Below are 18,618 nucleotides of genomic sequence, written 5' to 3' on the forward strand. Positions count from 1 at the left end.
GCACAATCGTCAAATCATTGCTTTTTGTCGCTCCGCGCCTGGCGCAGCACTTCGTTAATTTGCGGCTGATCGATAGGACCGGTGATGCGATAGCGCAAAATAGAGACCTTGTTCCACAGCGGCCCCAGTACCTTACTGGCAGCAAAGACCGCGGCGCCGATAATCGGGTTAACGGCAAAGGCCGCGGCGACGCCCACGGTCGCAGAAATCTCCGGCGCGACCACGGCCTGCATATCCAGCTGACGACGCACGAGATCCACCGACCCCTTCATGGCGATATCCGCTTCCAGACCATCGACCAGCGTATCGTCGGTATGCAGAACGCCGTCTTTAATCCACGCCGTACTGCGAATGGAATCAAAGTAGAACCCTTCGCTGAACGTATCGCTAAAGTCGAAGCGCAGCTTGCGCAGCAGCGCGTCAACGCTCAACAAACGCAGAAGCTGGCCGGCATGACCGGTGCTGAGGTCGGTAAATTCGCCTTTTCCAAGACGGCTTTTGAGGATCCCGTTAAGCGAGGCAACGTCGGGCTGCCACGGCGGCGCACGCCAGTGCAGGTCATAATCAATATCAAACGACGAACCTTTTACCGGCGTGGAGACGCCGAAGAAGTTCACGAAATCGTCGGTTTTATTGCCGTGCAGCTTACCTTTCAAAGAGGTTCGTACGCCCGCCGGCGCGCTCACCCATACGCCATCGGTCGTCAGACGGCCAAAACCGGTATCGACCAGTCCGTTCGCCAGCGTCAGGGTATCGCCGCGAATATCAAAATCCCCTTCGATACGGCCATATTTTTGCCCCCACAGCCAGCACTCGGCGCAGCGAAGCTGAAGGTCCGGCCAGCCGTGGAAATCAATGTTGGTATCGGCCAGCGGGGCGCTGCTTTTTTCTGTACCGCGGCTTTTCGCCGCCGTTGGGTTGTAGTAGAGATAGCGAATGGCCGCCAGCCACGGGGCGTTCTTCCGCATCGTCAGGGTTGCGTTGACTTCACGCCCCTGGGCTTCAATCTTCGTTCCCCCGGCATCGGGTCGGGAGACAAGGCTAACGTTATTCCAGCTTTGGCCCGCCATCGTTAACGCCGGCGTTCGCAGCGTGACCTGCTCCGGGAAGACGAGATTACTGCTGACGTCATTCGCCGCTCCGCCCTGGAACAGCGCCAGCCACTGCGCGCCATCCATCGGCGGCATATTCAGCTCCACGCCTGGCTGCTCGGGAAGCGGAGAAACGGCTTTACTGTCCGTGGTTAAAATAGCGCGGTCCAGGGTCAGCTTATGACCCAGCAGCCAGCGGCTATTAATATGGTTCTTCGCCCCCATGGAGCCGGCCAGATTAAAACTGCTTAAGCCGCCATCGACCTTAATTTTTACCGGCAACGGCTCCCCGGCCTGCTTATCTAACGGTGCAGGTAAGTGACTACTTACACTCTTCAGGTCAGCGTTGAGGTCAACCTTATAGGCCGCGCTACCGCGATACGGAAGCTCAATCGCGACTTTTCCGTCCCAGGGCACGCTGCCGCTCAGGGTGCCGTCCAGGGATTTCGGCAATAAACCGGTACGCGCAGGCTGCCAGCTGGCGTTCATCCCGACGTTCACGAGAAATGCTTTCGCGCCTTCGGTGGTCGAAAAATCAAGATTCAGCGGCTGATTAAACCAGCTCGCGCTCATCGGTTCGCTTTTCAGGTCGCCGTTTACAAAGCTGAATTTACCGCTCAGGTTCTGCAATGTGGTATCGATAGGCTTGATAAACAAGCTGTTATTGTTCAACCGGACATCACCTTTAGCGGTGGTCATCTCGCCATCCAGGGGGATATCAAGATGTAAGCGAGCGCTAACATTACCGTCCAGCTGGAGCTCATCCAGCGCCGCGCCCAGCGTCTCTTTCAGCGGCGTCTCGTTAAAATAAGGGCCAACCTCTTTACCCGGGCCGTTAACGTCGGCATCAATCAGCAGCTTTTCTCGCGAATAGTCGGGAATCACCGCATCGAGATTGCTGGCGGTCACGTTGCCGAGCATCGCCTTATCGGCCTTCATCCATAGCCCATCATTGATAAAGTTAAGGTCGATATTAAGCCCGGTAAGCGCGGGCCAGTCAGGCTGAAAGGCAAAGGTGGCGTTCTTGAGCGGCACCGTGACCTGGAATTGCCCCTCATTATGCTTGTACGGGAAAAGATGCGGGTTACCGCCATAAGCCAGCGTAGCATCGGTGGCCTGACCGCCTTTAATGGCTCCGCTGAGGTAATCCACCAGCGCTTTGCCCATCAGATTTTCCGGGAAGTAGCGCCAGGCCTGTCCGCCATCGTTGGTACTGATACCGGCCAGAATACCGAGCCAGGGTTCGTCACCCTGCGGCTGCAGATAGCGGAACCCACCGCGAGCGCGAACGCCGGTAGCCTGTACGTCAATATCGCGACCATCGAGCATAAAACCCTTGTCATTCTTCACCCAACTGAGGGTTGCATCGCCTTTGGCGATCTCCAGCGGCGCACGAAAGACCGTTTCATAGGGCATTTTCGCCTGCGTTATGCTGGCATGCAGAGTACCGTTTTCTACGCTCCCGGCAATGTTGCCGGAGAAATGCTCAGCCCCTGGCAGCAGCTTCCACTGCTTCCAGGACATGTCGCTCCAGTCCGCCCGGAAGCGCGTTTTTTCCGCCATTTGCAGCGGAATATCCAGCGCCAGAAGATTGATTTTGCCGTCCGGCTGCGTCGTACGCCAGATTTCGCCCAGCGACGGAGCCAGTTTATCCGCCATCGGCTGCAGCCCGGTCAGACCGCTAAGGTTAAGGTTGCTGGCGCGAATGCGCAGCTCATCGCTGCGTTGACCATTTTTTCCGCCCACATCCTGAGCCGGGATCCACGCCATCGACAGCGCGCCGCGCGGCCAGGGTTTGTCATCCATCGAGATGCGCGTATCAGGGATGTGAAAGCCCCAGCTTTGATTATCGCGATAGATGTGCGCCGTCAGATTATCAACCGACAGATGGTGCTTCTCTTTATCGCCCTGCCAGCTGGCGCCGCCTTTTTTAAGCCATACATCGCCGCTGGCGACATCGCCTTTGTCGATAGTCATCCAGCCTTCCAGGCTAAACCGCGCGCTCTGCAGGGCGATGTTGTCCTGCATCCAGCGCCCAAGCCACGGCTTAACGTCGATATCATCCGCCTGAAGCCAGACGCGCCCCTTATTGAGCAGGCCGTCTTCATCGCGCAGGTCCATTCGCACCTGCATCACGCCGTGCTGGCCGGTCAGGCTACTGAGGCTAAGCTGCCCCTCCGCGCGATGGCGATTTTTACCGTTCAGCCAGGTAAGCTGCGGAATGGCGAGCTCCGCACGCTGGCCGGAGATGGTCAGAAAGCTCAGATGGCTATCGCGAAGAATAAAGTGATCGAACTGGCGGAGGAAAAGATCGCTGATACGGTCGGTTTTCAGCCCTTCACCGCTATTATTCGTTTGAATGGGGGTATTGGTATGAACCTGCAGCTGCCAGAAGGTCAGATCGCGAAACTGCCAGCGCATATGCAGCAGGCTTTGCCAGACGTCGAGCGCCAGGGTGACGCGTTTAGCGGAAAGCTCGCCGCCATCATTCAGGCCGGCCTTAACATCGCGGACATCAAGCGTCGGGCCAAAAGTCTGCCAGCTGGCGACAATATTTGAAGCATCGACCGGTACGCCGGCCATCGCGGAGACTTTTTCCAGCACCTGCGGACGCCAGCTGTTTAACTGCGGCAGAACGAGACGCAGACCGCTCACCAGCAGTGCGACGACAACAATCAATGTTGCCACGGTGAGCAGTAATATCCCGGGCAGTCGCCTCACGCATCTCTCCTTGTCAGCCTGTTACGCGTCATCCTTTTGCCCGCCTCTTTATCCCGACATCAGCAAGCAAAACGGATGATTACATCATTACTACATCAAACTGCTCTTGATTATAGAGCGGTTCAATTTGCACTTTGACCTGCTTACCGACAAAGATCTCGACTTCTGCCAGCGCGTGCGACTCTTCCCCTTTCAGCGTTTCCGCTACCGCAGGAGAAGCATAGACCAGGAACCGGTCGGAATCGTAGGCATGGTGCACGCGCACGATTTCGCGCATGATTTCATAGCACACCGTTTCCACCGTTTTCACCGTACCGCGACCGTGGCAGGTAGGGCACTCATTACACAGCACATGCTCCACGCTTTCGCGAGTACGCTTGCGGGTCATCTCTACCAGCCCAAGCTGGGAGAAGCCGTTGATGCTGGTTTTAACCCGGTCTTTGCTCAGCGCCTGCTCAAGAGAGTGCAGCACCCGACGGCGGTGATCTTCATTATTCATATCAATGAAATCGATGATGATAATCCCACCGAGATTGCGCAGCCGCAGCTGGCGGGCAATCGCCTGGGTCGCCTCAATATTGGTATTAAAGATAGTATCGTCAAGATTACGGTGACCGACGAATGCCCCGGTGTTGATATCAACGGTGGTCATCGCTTCCGTTTGGTCAATGATCAGATAACCACCTGATTTCAGCTCAACTTTGCGTTCCAGAGCGCGCTGGATTTCATTTTCCACGTCAAAGAGATCGAAAATCGGCTGACGGCCGCTGTAGTGCTCCAGCTTGCTGGTCATCTCCGGAATATATTCGGCGGTAAACTCCAGCAGCGATTCGTAAGTCAGACGAGAGTCAACGCGAATCCGGTCAAGATGCGCATCGGCGAAATCACGCAGCACGCGCTGCGCCAGCGCCAGTTCGCCGTACATTTGATATCGGGTCTGCTGGCGCTTTTTGCGTTCCATCACTTTTGTCCAGACGCGCTTGAGATAGGCGGCATCAGCAGCCATCTCCTGCTCATGAACGCCTTCCGCCGCGGTACGGATAATGAATCCGCCCTGCTCGTCACAGTATTCAGAGACCACTTTTTTCAGGCGTTCACGTTCCGCTTCGCTTTCAATACGCTGAGAGACGCCGACGTGCGAAGCGCCGGGCATAAAGACCAGATAGCGAGAGGGAATGGTGATATCGGTGGTCAGGCGGGCGCCTTTGGTACCGAGGGGGTCTTTCACCACCTGCACCATTAAATCCTGCCCCTGGCGCACCAGCTCGGAGATATCGCGTACGGCGAACTGTTTTTGCTCTTCGCCCGCCACGCACTCGGTGTGCGGCATAATATCGGAAGCATGCAGAAACGCGGCCTTATCCAGGCCAATATCTACAAAAGCCGCCTGCATTCCCGGCAGCACCCGACTGACACGACCCTTGTAGATATTGCCTACTATTCCGCGTCGCGCTTCACGCTCAATATGAATTTCCTGAAGTATACCGCCATCAATATAAGCGACGCGCGTTTCTGATGGCGTTACGTTAACTAATAATTCAGCAGTCATCTTTATCCCTTTTCTTCACGCAGTGAGTTAAAGTTACTTAGCAACTCATACGTTTCCACCAGCGGTAAGCCAACGACGGCGTGATAGCTGCCATTTATCTTCCTGACGAAACAGCCACCCGACCCCTGAATACCGTATGCACCTGCTTTATCTAAAGGTTCGCCGCTGGCGACATAATCGGCGATATCCTGCCCTGAGAGCACGCGGAAAGTGACCTCCGTGACCACCAGGCAATCCAGCGTCTGCCGCTTATCAGCCAGCGCCACGGCGGTCATCACCTGATGAGTCTTTCCGGAAAGCATGCGTAGCATCTCGGCGGCGTGCCCGCCATCGCGCGGTTTTTCCAGCACTTCGCCGTTAAGGATGACAATGGTATCCGCGCCTAAAACCGGGAGATCGCGCGGTGCCAGCGCGACGCCAGCCTGGGCCTTTTCGCGCGCCAGCCGGACCACATACTGCTGGGCGCTCTCCTGCGGGCGGCGCTGTTCCTCAATACCGGGAACCACGCGCTCAAAAGCGAGGCCAAGCTGTGTCAGCAGTTCCTGCCGACGCGGAGAACCTGAAGCAAGATACAGAGTCGTCATATCAACCTTATTGCACCGCAAACTGCTGGCGCACTTTACGCATCAGCAGGAAAATCCATGGCCAGAGCACACCGTTTACTACACTACTCCAGAACACTTCCGGACGGAAAGAGACGTTGATCACTAAAAACTCTGCCCAGAAAACAATGATATCCACGGAGAGGGATAACATGACCACCACCAGCGCCTGTTGCCAAAGCGCCAGGTTGCGGAACAGTTGATACTTCAGCGCAACCAGATAAGCCACAATACTTAATGATAGTGCGCGAACGCCAAGCGTCGACCCGCTGATGAGATCGAGGATCGCGCCCATCACAAAGCCTGTGCCAACGTTAACCCGGTGGGGTAGCGCGAGGATCCAGTACAACAGGATAAGCAATACCCAGTTTGGCCGGTAGACGCTAATGTCCGCCGGCCAGGGCATAATCTGCAGCAATAGTGCGATAAGAAACGAGAGCCAGATAACCCAGCGTCCCTGGCTACGGTAACTTGCCACTATTGCCCTCCTGCTGGCAGAGGCTGCTGTGGCATACCGGTTGCCGGCGCGGGCATCTGCGGCCCCATCGCATCCGGCGCAGGCAGAACCTGCGGCATCATCTGCATCAGGCGTTCATTCGCTACGCGATGAACCTCTTCCGGCGTCATCGGATTCGCGCCGTTGCGATCGGCTCCCCACAGCAGCAGCAGATAACGCAAGCGCTGCAGACCGGCAGTCGGACGCGCCTGAATCACCGTATACGCACGCTGCGTATCCAGCTTAACGGACGAAACCACCCCGACCGGATACCCTTCAGGGAAGCGGCCGCCGAGACCCGAAGTGACCAGCACGTCGCCGACGCGAATATCGGTATTGGCCGGCAGATGTTCCAGCTGTAAATCGTCAGTACAACCGTTGCCTGCGGCAATGACGCGAATATCGTTACGCAGTACCTGAATCGGTAACGCATGCGTGGCATCGCAAATCAGCAGCACGCGGCTGGTCAGTTTCGCGACCGCGACCACCTGACCCACAACGCCTTTATCGCTGATAACCGGCTGGCCTTCATAGACGCCGTTAACGCTGCCTTTATCGATAACCACCTGATCGCTATAGGGGTCGTTAACCGTTGAGATGACCTGGGTCACCATTTTTTGCTCGTCCTGGCGCAGCGGAGAGCCCAGCAGCTCGCGCAGACGCGCGTTCTCCTGTTTGTACTGACCCAGCATCAGTAAGTCGCTGTTCTTGAGCAGCAACTCCTGACGCAGCGCGCGATTTTCCAGTTCGAGCTGATCGCGGGTGGCCAGCGTTTGCGAAACGCTATCCAGCAGCTCCCGGGGACCATTAGAGACAAAGTAGAAAGGGCTGACGGCTGTATCCATATACGTTCGAATTTGGCTGAACGTACCCAGGCGGCTGTCGGCGATTATCACGCCAAGCGCCACCAAAACCGCCAGAATAAGGCGAATCTGTAGCGACGGGCCACGGCTAAAAATTGGCTTCATAGGCTATGCGTATTCTCGTGTCAGTTAAGATCGGGGCAGCCGTAGGCCAGCTACCCGGATCTCAGGCTGACTACTCTTCGCTGAACAAGTCGCCGCCGTGCATATCGATCATTTCCAGTGCCTTACCGCCGCCACGAGCGACGCAGGTCAGTGGATCTTCTGCAACTACGACAGGGATTCCTGTCTCTTCCATTAACAGACGGTCAAGGTTGCGAAGCAGAGCACCGCCGCCGGTCAGAACCATCCCGCGTTCGGAGATATCGGAAGCCAGCTCCGGTGGGCACTGTTCCAGCGCGACCATCACCGCGCTGACGATACCGGTCAACGGTTCCTGCAGCGCTTCGAGGATTTCGTTGGAGTTCAGAGTAAAGCCGCGCGGAACGCCTTCAGCAAGGTTACGCCCGCGAACTTCGATTTCGCGGACTTCATCACCCGGATAAGCGGAGCCGATTTCGTGCTTAATGCGTTCTGCGGTCGCTTCGCCAATCAGGGAGCCATAGTTACGACGGACATAATTAATGACGGCTTCGTCAAAACGGTCGCCGCCGATACGGACAGAAGAGGAGTAAACCACGCCGTTAAGGGAGATGACCGCCACTTCAGTGGTACCGCCGCCGATGTCCACAACCATTGAACCGGTTGCTTCGGAGACCGGCAGGCCTGCGCCGATCGCAGCCGCCATCGGCTCTTCAATCAGGAAGACTTCACGGGCGCCAGCGCCCTGTGCGGACTCACGAATCGCGCGACGTTCAACCTGGGTCGCACCAACCGGCACGCAGACCAGCACGCGCGGGCTCGGACGCATAAAGCTATTGCTGTGCACCTGTTTAATAAAGTGCTGGAGCATTTTTTCGGTAACGAAGAAGTCGGCGATAACGCCGTCTTTCATTGGGCGAATAGCTGCAATGTTGCCCGGTGTACGCCCAAGCATCTGCTTCGCTTCATGACCCACAGCGGCGACGCTTTTCGGCGATCCGGCACGATCCTGACGAATGGCCACAACGGAAGGCTCATTCAATACGATGCCTTGTCCTTTTACATAAATCAGGGTATTCGCGGTACCCAGGTCAATGGACAGGTCATTGGAAAACATGCCACGAAATTTTTTTAACATACTAAGGGATAATCCTGAAAGCTGGGGCGGAAAACAAAATCCGCTTACTTTACCAACCACGCGCAGCAGCGACAAGGCGCAAAAATCATCTGCTGCGGTGAAAATTAGTGCAGTTCGTTACCTTTGTTACAAATTTGACTGAGTCCGTCCAACGCAGAAATCTTCAGCAGCGCTCCGCGCTTGAATCTGCAACCTGTCAAAGGTCATTCACTGGCATTTACATTGCGACAATCCGGCAGGTAGACAAGCACACCCCCATCACTATGGCGCGCATTATTCTACGTGAAATCACGCTAAACGGCAGATCAAACAGAGTATCTTTGCGAATATTTTTTCACATTTGTGTCAAGTGGCTGTGAGGCGGCAAAAAATTCCCCCTGGCCACCGGTAACACCGCATTGAGACAGCACCTGCCACTCGCTTCGGCTGAGTACGCCGGTTGCGAAAACCTGAACCGGCATTCCTTTACAGGCTTCTACCAGACTCTGCACCAGCAGCTGATTTTCACTGCGTTTTTCTATATTGCGCGATAACCCCGAATGCAGCTTAATCACTTCAACATCGAGCTGCTTGATCCAGCTGGTTCCAACCAGCGTCAAACCGGCCTGAACCACGGCAATTCGAATACCTAAAGCGTTAACCAACCGCATAACCGGCTGCAGGCGGCCGATATATTGACAAACATCCGCCTCTGCAAGTTCAAAAATAATACGTCGACGGTGCGATTTTTCGCATTGCATCAAAGTATCGCGCAGCCAGCGCTGGAATCGAGGGCGGATCAAGGACTCGACCGTCACCTGCAGCGCGAGGTTTTCTTCCGGCCAAAAGCCTAAAAACGGCAGCAATCGCGTAATTTGCAAACGGTCATACTCCTCCGCCAGGCCAAACTGCAGCACCATCGGCATATATTCGGCCGCAATCACCTCTTCCTTACCATCATAAAGACGGCACATTAGCTCACGATGATGTACGCGACCATCACGAGTGACGGCGGGTTTCTGGTAAAGTCGCGGGCCGCCGCGGCTAAGCATTTGCTCGATAAGCGTACGCCAGCGCACGTTGCCACGCCCTTTCTCCGGCAGAGAATCGTCATAGACGGCCCAGCTGTTGCTGCCCTGCAGCACCGCATTACGCGTGGCCGCTTCCGCATGCTCCATTACCTGGGCCGCCGTTTGTCCGCTGCGGAAAGCGCAGATCCCAATATGCATCATATCGTCACGATCGAGAATTCGCGTCGGCGGCAGGGCATCCATGGCTTTCAGGAGTAACCCGGCAATGCTGTCCGCCTCTTTCAACGTGCGATGCGGAAGCAGGACGGCAAAATCGCTGCGGTGGTAGCGAGCCAGCAGTGCGCCAGGGTAGCGCATAATAAAAGTGGAAAGCATATTGATCAGCGTAAAGTAGTGCTCTTCGGTCGCTGCGCGTCCCCAGTTATCGCGCAGCAGGTCGAAATCCGGCAGGCGGATCATCATTACGATGCCGTATGACCCCACTTTCTCCTGATCTTCAAGCAGCGTCGACAGCTGATTATCAAAAAATAATCGGTTACTCAGCCCGGTTTTTGAATCCTGCGCGACATAGGAACGGATCAGAGTATCCATACGGCTTCGCTGATCGCTGGCGAACTGAAGTTCGGATAGCAGCATATCCAGCGCGCTACTGGTATTCGCTGGCCACTCGTGTACCGACCCTCGCACCTGCGGTCCGCGTTCGCCATTAAGAATACGCGCAGTGCGGAGTTCCAGTAGCTCCTGGCCCGCCAGCTGGCGACGGATCCAGCGTACGGAAAAAAAGATAATCAGCACCATAAAACCAATGGCGATGGAGAGCGGCGCGGTGATGTGCAGTGAACGGAAGTAATTGGCCATCGGATCCAGGTACACCAGATGGATTGCCATACCGGGCTGCTTGAGCGACGGTACCGTGATATCGCGAAACTGATTGCTGCTACCTAAAGGACGATAGTTATCGGTGCGGGAATGGCTATAGACCGATTTGCCATTAAGCTGAAAGTCAACGCGCGTCGCGTCGATCGGCGTCATCAGCTCATCCATCTGCGGTTCAATCTGGTCAAAAGACATAGAGACCAGACGGTTATCCAGCATGGTCGCCACCGCCTGAACGCGGTTGGTCATTTTTAGCTGAATGCCGTTGTAAAAACTCAGCGAAGCGCCAATCAGCGTGACAAAGATCGTCAGGCTGGTGAGTAACGTGACAAACGCTGAGAATTTCGTCGTTAATCGCATCCCTGTGTTAACTCCGCGTGTGAATGACTACCCGATAAACATCCGGGCTCCTGTGCTGGCGCCTAAACTAAAGTAAGCACTAACTTTCTAAAGAGCGACGCATACTATCAAAGCTGGCGCATCTGGCAATTTATTGCGTTACATCGGTGTAATAATGCCGTTAGCGAGTATAGTCTGCAGAAAAAATTTTCCAATCATCCAACCTATGAGGACCGGCGCATGCAGGCTTTAATCTTAGAACAGCAGGATGGCAAAACTCTCTCTTCGGTGCAAACCATTGACGCCAGCCAGCTGCCGCAGGGGGATGTGACAGTGGATATCCACTGGTCCAGCCTCAACTATAAAGATGCGCTGGCCATCACCGGTAAAGGAAAAATTATCCGCAACTTTCCGATGATTCCTGGCATCGATTTTGCTGGTTTTGTCCACAGCAGCGAGGATCCGCGTTTCCACGCCGGCCAGCAAGTCCTGCTGACCGGATGGGGCGTGGGGGAAAACCACTGGGGCGGACTGGCGGAGCGCGCTCGCATTAAAGGCGACTGGCTGGTGGCGATGCCGCAAGGCCTGGATGGTCGTAAAGCCATGGTCATTGGGACCGCCGGTTTCACCGCGATGCTGTGCGTGATGGCGCTGGAAGACGCCGGGGTTCGTCCGGAAGATGGCGAAGTCGTGGTCACCGGGGCCAGCGGCGGCGTCGGCAGCACCGCGGTCGCTTTGCTGCATCATCTCGGGTACAAGGTGGCGGCGGTTTCCGGGCGCGAAAGCACCCATGAATATCTTAAAAACCTCGGCGCGCAGCGCATTCTTAGCCGCGATGAGTTCGCCGAAACCCGCCCGCTGGAAAAACAGCTGTGGGCCGGTGCCGTTGATACCGTTGGCGATAAGGTGCTGGCAAAAGTGCTGGCGCAGATGAACTACGGCGGCTGCGTGGCGGCCTGCGGTCTGGCAGGCGGCTTTGCCCTGCCCACGACCGTGATGCCGTTTATTCTGCGTAACGTGCGCCTGCAGGGCGTTGATTCGGTAATGACGCCAGCCGCGCGCCGGGCCGAGGCCTGGCAGCGTCTGGTGCGCGATCTGCCGGAATCCTTCTATGCGCAAAGCGCGACGGAAATCTCCCTCGCCGAAGCCCCTGAATTTGCCGATAAGATCATGACCAATAAGATTCAGGGGCGCACGCTGGTTAAAATCGCCTAATCTGCAATTTTTCGTGACATATTCGCAATAACGCTCCGCCTCCGTCATGCTAAGAAAAACGCACGACGGAGGATGCCATGAAATCCAAAAAACTGACGGAAGCCGACGTAACGGCAGAATCCGTTTTTATGCTGCAGCGTCGCCAGATCCTGAAAATGTTGGGAATTAGCGCCACCGCTCTTTCCCTCTCACCCTCCGCGCAAGCTGACCTGCTGGATTGGTTTAAAGGCAACGACCGCCCGCCGGCGCCGGCAGGTAAAGCGCTGACGTTCGATAAACCGGCGCAATGGCAAAACACTCTCACGCTCACGCCGGAAGATAAGGTATCAGGCTACAACAACTTTTATGAGTTCGGCCTGGATAAAGCCGATCCGGCGGCCAATGCCGGAAGCCTGCGCACTGATCCCTGGACGCTGACGATTGGCGGCGAAGTGGCAAAACCCCTTACGCTCGATCATGACGACCTGACCAGCCGATTTCCGCTGGAAGAGCGAATTTACCGGATGCGCTGCGTCGAAGCCTGGTCGATGGTGATTCCCTGGGTCGGCTTCCCGCTGCATAAATTGTTATCGCTGGTCGAGCCCACCAGCAATGCGCGCTACGTCGCGTTTAAAACGCTTTATGCGCCTGAGCAGATGCCGGGCCAAAAAGACCGTTTTATCGGCGGCGGGCTGGCGTATCCCTATGTCGAAGGGCTGCGGCTCGACGAGGCCATGCATCCTCTGACGCTGCTTAGCGTAGGCGTGTATGGCAAAGCGCTGCCTCCGCAAAACGGTGCGCCGGTCCGACTCACCGTGCCCTGGAAGTACGGTTTCAAAGGGATTAAGTCTATCGTCAGTATCGAGCTGACGCGTGAACGTCCCCCCACGACCTGGAACCTCGCCGGACCTGAGGAGTATGGCTTCTACGCCAACGTCAATCCGCACGTCGATCACCCCCGCTGGTCGCAGGCAACTGAGCGCTTTATCGGCGCAGGCGGCGTACTCGACGTCAAACGCCAGCCAACACTGCTCTTCAATGGCTATGCTGACGAAGTGGCTTCGCTCTACCGGGGCCTGAATTTGCGGGAGAATTACTAGTGCGCCTGACTGTAAAGCAGATTACCTGGCTGAAAGTGTTTCTCCATCTGGCCGGATTTTTGCCTTTTGTCTGGCTCTTCTGGGCCGGACATCAGGGGTATTTCAGCGCCGACCCGGCAAAGGATATCCAGCACTTTACCGGTAGGATGGCTCTTAAATTCCTGCTGGCTACCTTGCTTGTTTCGCCGCTGGCGCGCTACGCTAAACAGCCGTTATTGATACGCACCCGGCGCTTACTTGGTTTATGGTGCTTTGCCTGGGCTACGCTGCATTTGACCAGCTATACGCTGCTCGAACTTGGGATTAACAATCTGGCGCTATTGGGTACAGAAGTCCTCACCCGCCCTTATCTGACGCTGGGGTTAATCAGCTGGCTGATTCTGCTGGCGCTGGCGGCGACGTCAACGCAAGCGATGCAGCGAAGATTGGGTCGTCGCTGGCAAACATTGCATAACTTCGTCTATGTTGTCGCGATCCTCGCCCCCATTCACTACCTGTGGTCGGTGAAGATTTTATCCCCCCAACCGCTCATTTATGCGCTGCTGGCGATCCTGCTTTTAGCATGGCGATATAAGAAGTTCCGCCAGTGGTGGCGCTAATTCCGGATATGTGCAGTTTCCCGCAGTTCTTTTATCAACCGCCACTCTTTACACGATAGCGGTTGATAATCTTCCCTGATAAGACCAGTATTTAGCTGCCAAATGCTACGAAATCGTTATAATGTGCGACTTTGGTTTTCCTGACGGGCTTTTTGAGTCCCGAAAAGGTGACAATCGCGCATCGAAGGTATATTTTGTTTTTTACCCGAGAATGGCAGAAGATAGCCGCATATTGGCCGATAAGTTTCGCTTTTTGCTTTCGAGCATCGGAGGCTTAACCTGTCGGCTTCTGAAGAAGCGCGGCGTCTTGCAACAGCAGTAATTCATATGCTTTACAGACGGTGCTAACACGCCTGTCACAATCACACTAAACAAAGAGTACGGAACCCACTCATGGATATTCGTAAGATTAAAAAACTGATCGAGCTGGTTGAAGAATCAGGCATCTCCGAACTGGAAATTTCTGAAGGCGAAGAGTCTGTACGCATCAGCCGTGCCGCGCCAAACGCAGGTTTCCCGGTGATGCAACAGGCTTACGCCGCACCGATGATGCAGCAACAGCCAGCGCTGTCTAACGCAGTCGCCTCTGCGGCAACGCCAGCAATGGAAGCCCCTGCGGCAGCGGAAATCAGTGGCCACATCGTACGTTCCCCAATGGTTGGTACTTTCTACCGCACCCCGAGCCCGGACGCGAAAGCCTTCATCGAAATCGGTCAGAAAGTTAACGCGGGCGATACCCTGTGCATCGTTGAAGCCATGAAAATGATGAACCAGATCGAAGCCGATAAATCCGGCGTGGTGAAAGCCATTCTGGTCGAAAGTGGTCAACCGGTAGAATTTGACGAGCCACTGGTCGTCATCGAATAACGAGGCGAACATGCTGGATAAAATTGTTATCGCCAACCGCGGCGAGATTGCATTGCGTATCCTGCGTGCCTGTAAAGAACTGGGCATCAAGACCGTTGCTGTGCACTCAACGGCGGATCGCGATTTAAAACACGTATTGTTAGCGGATGAGACGGTCTGTATCGGCCCGGCTCCGTCCGTAAAAAGCTACCTCAATATCCCGGCGATTATCAGCGCTGCTGAAATCACCGGCGCGGTGGCTATTCACCCGGGTTACGGATTTTTGTCCGAAAACGCAAACTTCGCTGAGCAGGTTGAGCGTTCCGGCTTTATCTTTATCGGCCCGAAAGCTGACACAATCCGCCTGATGGGCGACAAAGTGTCTGCGATCACCGCGATGAAGAAAGCGGGCGTTCCGACCGTACCGGGCTCTGATGGCCCGCTGGGCGAAGATATGGACGTTAACCGCGCCCATGCAAAACGCATTGGCTACCCGGTGATTATCAAAGCCTCCGGCGGCGGCGGCGGTCGCGGTATGCGCGTTGTGCGTAGCGATGCTGAGCTGGCGCAATCCATCTCCATGACCAAAGCGGAAGCCAAAGCCGCGTTTAACAACGACATGGTGTATATGGAGAAATACCTGGAGAATCCTCGTCACATCGAGATCCAGGTACTGGCTGACGGTCAGGGTAACGCTATCTATCTGGCTGAGCGCGACTGCTCCATGCAGCGTCGTCACCAGAAAGTGGTCGAAGAGGCGCCAGCGCCGGGCATTACGCCGGAACTGCGTCGCTATATCGGCGAGCGTTGCTCCAAAGCGTGCGTCGATATCGGCTATCGCGGCGCGGGTACTTTTGAGTTCCTGTTCGAAAACGGCGAGTTCTATTTCATCGAAATGAACACCCGTATTCAGGTTGAACACCCGGTAACCGAAATGATCACCGGCGTCGACCTGATTAAAGAGCAGCTGCGCATCGCAGCCGGCCAGCCGCTGTCCATCAAGCAGGAAGAAGTTGTGGTTAAAGGCCATGCGGTGGAATGCCGTATCAACGCCGAAGACCCGAACACCTTCCTGCCGAGCCCGGGTAAAATTACCCGCTTCCACGCGCCGGGCGGTTTTGGCGTGCGCTGGGAGTCTCATATCTACGCGGGCTACACCGTGCCTCCGTACTATGACTCAATGATCGGTAAGCTGATCTGCTATGGCGAAAACCGTGATGTCGCGATTGCCCGCATGAAAAATGCGCTGCAGGAGCTGATTATCGATGGCATCAAAACCAACGTTGATCTGCAGATTCGCATCATGAACGACGAGCATTTCCAGAATGGTGGCACCAATATCCACTATCTGGAGAAAAAACTCGGATTGCAGGAGAAGTAATTCTGCCATCGCTGCAAAAGGCCGGATAATCCGGCCTTTTTTCTTTTTCTCTCCTCTCCTCTTTTCCATGCGGTACAATCCCCGCTTTCTTTATCCTCAAGGGACAAAAAATGGACAAACGCTTTGTTCAGGCCCATAAAGAGGCGCGCTGGGCGCTGTGGCTAACCCTTCTCTATCTTGCGGCCTGGCTGGCTGCCGCCTATCTGCCGGGCGTCGGTATTGGCCTAACCGGCCTGCCGCACTGGTTCGAAATGGCCTGCCTGCTGGTACCGCTGGTGTTTATTCTGCTGTGCTGGGCGATGGTAAAAGTTATCTATCGCGATATTCCTCTGGAGGATGACGATGCAGCTTGAAGTCATACTGCCGCTTATCGCCTACCTGCTGGTGGTGTTTGCTCTCTCCATCTATGCAATGCGTAAGCGCGCAACGGGTTCCTTCCTGAACGAATATTTCCTCGGCAGCCGCTCGATGGGCGGCATTGTATTAGCCATGACGCTTACCGCTACCTATATCAGCGCCAGTTCGTTTATAGGCGGCCCCGGCGCGGCCTATAAATATGGCCTCGGCTGGGTGCTTCTGGCGATGATCCAACTTCCGGCGATCTGGCTTTCTTTGGGGATTTTGGGTAAGAAATTTGCCATTCTGGCGCGCCGCTATAATGCCGTAACCCTGAACGATATGCTCTTTGCCCGCTACCAAAGCCGTCTGCTGGTCTGGCTCGCGAGCCTGAGCCTTCTGGTGGCGTTTGTCGGGGCAATGACGGTGCAGTTCATCGGCGGGGCGCGGTTGCTGGAAACCGCAGCGGGTATTCCCTACGAAACCGGTCTGCTGATTTTTGGCGTGAGTATCGCGCTCTATACCGCGTTCGGCGGTTTTCGTGCCAGCGTCCTCAACGACACGCTCCAGGGAATGGTGATGCTGGTCGGCACTATCGTCCTGCTGGTTGGCGTCGTTCATGCGGCGGGCGGGCTACATAATGCGGTAGAAACCCTGCAAACCATCGATCCTAAGCTGGTTTCCCCGCAGGGGGCTGATGACATTCTTTCCCCCACCTTTATGACCTCCTTCTGGGTGCTGGTCTGCTTCGGGGTGATTGGCCTCCCGCACACCGCCGTTCGCTGCATCTCCTATAAAGACAGCAAAGCGGTGCACCGGGGAATTATCATTGGCACCATCGTGGTGGCGATCCTGATGTTTGGGATGCATCTTGCGGGTGCGTTAGGCCGGGCGGTGATCCCGGATCTGACGGTGCCGGATCTGGTCATCCCGACGCTCATGGTGAAAGTCTTGCCGCCCTTTGCCGCCGGGATCTTCCTCGCCGCGCCGATGGCCGCCATTATGTCGACGATCAACGCCCAGCTGCTGCAAAGTTCCGCTACGATCATTAAAGATCTGTATCTGAATCTGCGCCCCGAGCAGATAACAAATGAAGCCCGGTTGAAGCGGATGTCGGCAACGATCACCTTGCTGCTGGGCGCTTTACTGCTGCTGGCAGCCTGGCGTCCGCCTGAGATGATTATCTGGCTCAACCTGCTGGCGTTCGGTGGCCTGGAGGCCGTGTTCTTATGGCCGCTGGTGCTGGGCCTGTACTGGGAACGCGCGAACGCGAAAGGGGCGTTGAGCGCGATGATCGTCGGCGGCGTACTCTATGCCATACTCGCCACTTTTAATCTGCAGTACCTGGGCTTCCATCCGATAGTGCCCGCGTTGCTGTTAAGCTTATTGGCTTTCCTGGTCGGAAACCGGTTCGGTACCTCCGCCCCGCAAGCCGCCGTATTGACTACTGATAAATAAAGAGTTTTGCCATGCCATGGATCCAACTGAAACTGAACACTACCGGCGCGAACGCGGAAGAGCTGAGCGATGCGCTAATGGAAGCGGGTTCCGTTTCCATTACTTTCCAGGATACGCACGACACGCCGGTATTCGAACCTCTGCCGGGCGAAACCCGTCTGTGGGGCGATACTGACGTTATCGGCCTGTTTGACGCCGAGACCGATATGAAAGAAGTGATTGCGATGCTGGAGCAGAATCCGCTGCTGGGCGCCGGTTTCGTGCATAAAATCGAACAACTGGAAGACAAGGACTGGGAGCGCGAATGGATGGATAACTTCCACCCTATGTGCTTCGGTAAACGCCTGTGGATCTGCCCGAGCTGGCGCGATGTGCCGGATGAAAACGCCGTTAACGTGATGCTCGACCCGGGCCTGGCGTTTGGTACCGGTACGCATCCCACCACGGCGATGTGCCTGCAGTGGCTGGATGGCCTCGATCTCGCGGGCAAAACGATTATCGATTTTGGCTGCGGCTCAGGCATTCTGGCCATTGCGGCATTAAAGCTGGGCGCCGCGAAAGCTATCGGTATTGATATCGACCCGCAGGCCATTCAGGCCAGCCGCGATAATGCCGAGCGTAACGGGGTTTCTGAACGCCTGGAACTCTATCTGCCTAAAGATCAGCCAGAGGCGATGAAAGCCGATGTGGTGGTCGCAAACATTCTGGCCGGCCCATTACGCGAACTGGCTCCGCTTATCAGCGTGCTGCCGGTTACAGGCGGTCTGCTGGGGCTTTCCGGCATCCTTGCCAGCCAGGCGGAAAGCGTTTGTGAAGCGTACGCCGATCTCTTTAACCTCGATCCCGTCGTGGAGAAAGAGGAGTGGTGCCGGATCACCGGTTATAAAAAGTAATCTCCCTGTGGCCTCATCGCAGGCCACCGCTTTTCGCGTTTTCTG

At 55.7% G+C, this 18,618-nt stretch carries 15 protein-coding genes; 8 read left to right on the forward strand and 7 right to left on the reverse strand.

The window, feature by feature from the left end; translation table 11 throughout:
• Positions 1–14 precede the first annotated feature (14 nt).
• From yhdP to csrD, 7 genes are all read right to left on the reverse strand, one after another.
• On the reverse strand, positions 15–3,812 hold the full coding sequence (yhdP, locus tag ABLU67_RS14035) for an AsmA2 domain-containing protein YhdP (RefSeq protein WP_348852344.1): 3,798 nt from the start codon (positions 3,810–3,812) through the stop codon (positions 15–17).
• A 79-nt stretch (positions 3,813–3,891) separates the two neighbouring features.
• Positions 3,892–5,361, reverse strand: a complete 1,470-nt coding sequence (rng, locus tag ABLU67_RS14040) for a ribonuclease G (RefSeq protein ID WP_004125826.1) — start codon at positions 5,359–5,361, stop codon at positions 3,892–3,894.
• Positions 5,362–5,363: 2 nt separating this feature from the next.
• Entirely contained in the window at positions 5,364–5,945 is a 582-nt protein-coding gene (locus ABLU67_RS14045; protein WP_348852345.1) for a nucleoside triphosphate pyrophosphatase, read from the reverse strand.
• 7 nt (positions 5,946–5,952) lie between these two features.
• A complete protein-coding gene (gene mreD, locus ABLU67_RS14050) occupies positions 5,953–6,441 on the reverse strand; it encodes a rod shape-determining protein MreD (RefSeq protein WP_004125830.1) in 489 nt (162 codons plus the stop codon).
• Complete coding sequence (mreC, locus tag ABLU67_RS14055; protein WP_004106252.1) at positions 6,441–7,427, reverse strand: rod shape-determining protein MreC; 987 nt, start codon at positions 7,425–7,427, stop codon at positions 6,441–6,443. Before mreC ends, mreD begins: the two co-directional genes overlap by 1 nt.
• A gap of 70 nt (positions 7,428–7,497) precedes the next feature.
• Positions 7,498–8,541 carry a rod shape-determining protein MreB gene (gene mreB / locus ABLU67_RS14060; protein WP_002918653.1) on the reverse strand — a complete coding sequence of 348 codons (1,044 nt, stop codon included), beginning with the start codon at positions 8,539–8,541 and terminating at the stop codon, positions 7,498–7,500.
• Between the two features lie 305 nt (positions 8,542–8,846).
• A complete protein-coding gene (gene csrD / locus ABLU67_RS14065) occupies positions 8,847–10,787 on the reverse strand; it encodes an RNase E specificity factor CsrD (RefSeq protein ID WP_025108487.1) in 1,941 nt (646 codons plus the stop codon).
• A 219-nt stretch (positions 10,788–11,006) separates the two neighbouring features.
• Between csrD and ABLU67_RS14070 the strand changes: the two genes are divergently transcribed.
• The 8 genes from ABLU67_RS14070 to prmA all read left to right on the forward strand — a co-directional run bounded on the left by ABLU67_RS14070 (position 11,007) and on the right by prmA (position 18,573).
• On the forward strand, positions 11,007–11,981 hold the full coding sequence (locus ABLU67_RS14070; RefSeq protein ID WP_032751507.1) for an MDR family oxidoreductase: 975 nt from the start codon (positions 11,007–11,009) through the stop codon (positions 11,979–11,981).
• A gap of 77 nt (positions 11,982–12,058) precedes the next feature.
• Positions 12,059–13,060: a protein-methionine-sulfoxide reductase catalytic subunit MsrP gene (msrP, locus tag ABLU67_RS14075; protein ID WP_014227018.1), complete on the forward strand. Its 1,002-nt coding sequence runs from the start codon at positions 12,059–12,061 to the stop codon at positions 13,058–13,060.
• Complete coding sequence (gene msrQ, locus ABLU67_RS14080) at positions 13,060–13,659, forward strand: protein-methionine-sulfoxide reductase heme-binding subunit MsrQ (protein WP_025108489.1); 600 nt, start codon at positions 13,060–13,062, stop codon at positions 13,657–13,659. The genes msrP and msrQ overlap by 1 nt, the downstream gene beginning before the upstream one ends.
• A gap of 393 nt (positions 13,660–14,052) precedes the next feature.
• On the forward strand, positions 14,053–14,526 hold the full coding sequence (gene accB, locus ABLU67_RS14085) for an acetyl-CoA carboxylase biotin carboxyl carrier protein (RefSeq protein ID WP_004125844.1): 474 nt from the start codon (positions 14,053–14,055) through the stop codon (positions 14,524–14,526).
• Positions 14,527–14,536: 10 nt separating this feature from the next.
• A complete protein-coding gene (gene accC / locus ABLU67_RS14090) occupies positions 14,537–15,886 on the forward strand; it encodes an acetyl-CoA carboxylase biotin carboxylase subunit (RefSeq protein WP_004125846.1) in 1,350 nt (449 codons plus the stop codon).
• Positions 15,887–15,996: 110 nt separating this feature from the next.
• Positions 15,997–16,239 (forward strand): YhdT family protein, encoded by a 243-nt coding sequence (locus ABLU67_RS14095; protein ID WP_004125848.1) that lies wholly within the window; start codon positions 15,997–15,999, stop codon positions 16,237–16,239.
• A complete protein-coding gene (gene panF, locus ABLU67_RS14100; RefSeq protein WP_032751512.1) occupies positions 16,229–17,680 on the forward strand; it encodes a sodium/pantothenate symporter in 1,452 nt (483 codons plus the stop codon). The genes ABLU67_RS14095 and panF overlap by 11 nt, the downstream gene beginning before the upstream one ends.
• A gap of 11 nt (positions 17,681–17,691) precedes the next feature.
• Complete coding sequence (prmA, locus tag ABLU67_RS14105; protein ID WP_014227021.1) at positions 17,692–18,573, forward strand: 50S ribosomal protein L11 methyltransferase; 882 nt, start codon at positions 17,692–17,694, stop codon at positions 18,571–18,573.
• The last annotated feature ends 45 nt before the right edge of the window (positions 18,574–18,618 follow it).

Origin of the sequence: Klebsiella sp. GN_Kp190, from assembly GCF_040061795.1 — a bacterium.
GTDB lineage: Bacteria > Pseudomonadota > Gammaproteobacteria > Enterobacterales > Enterobacteriaceae > Klebsiella > Klebsiella michiganensis.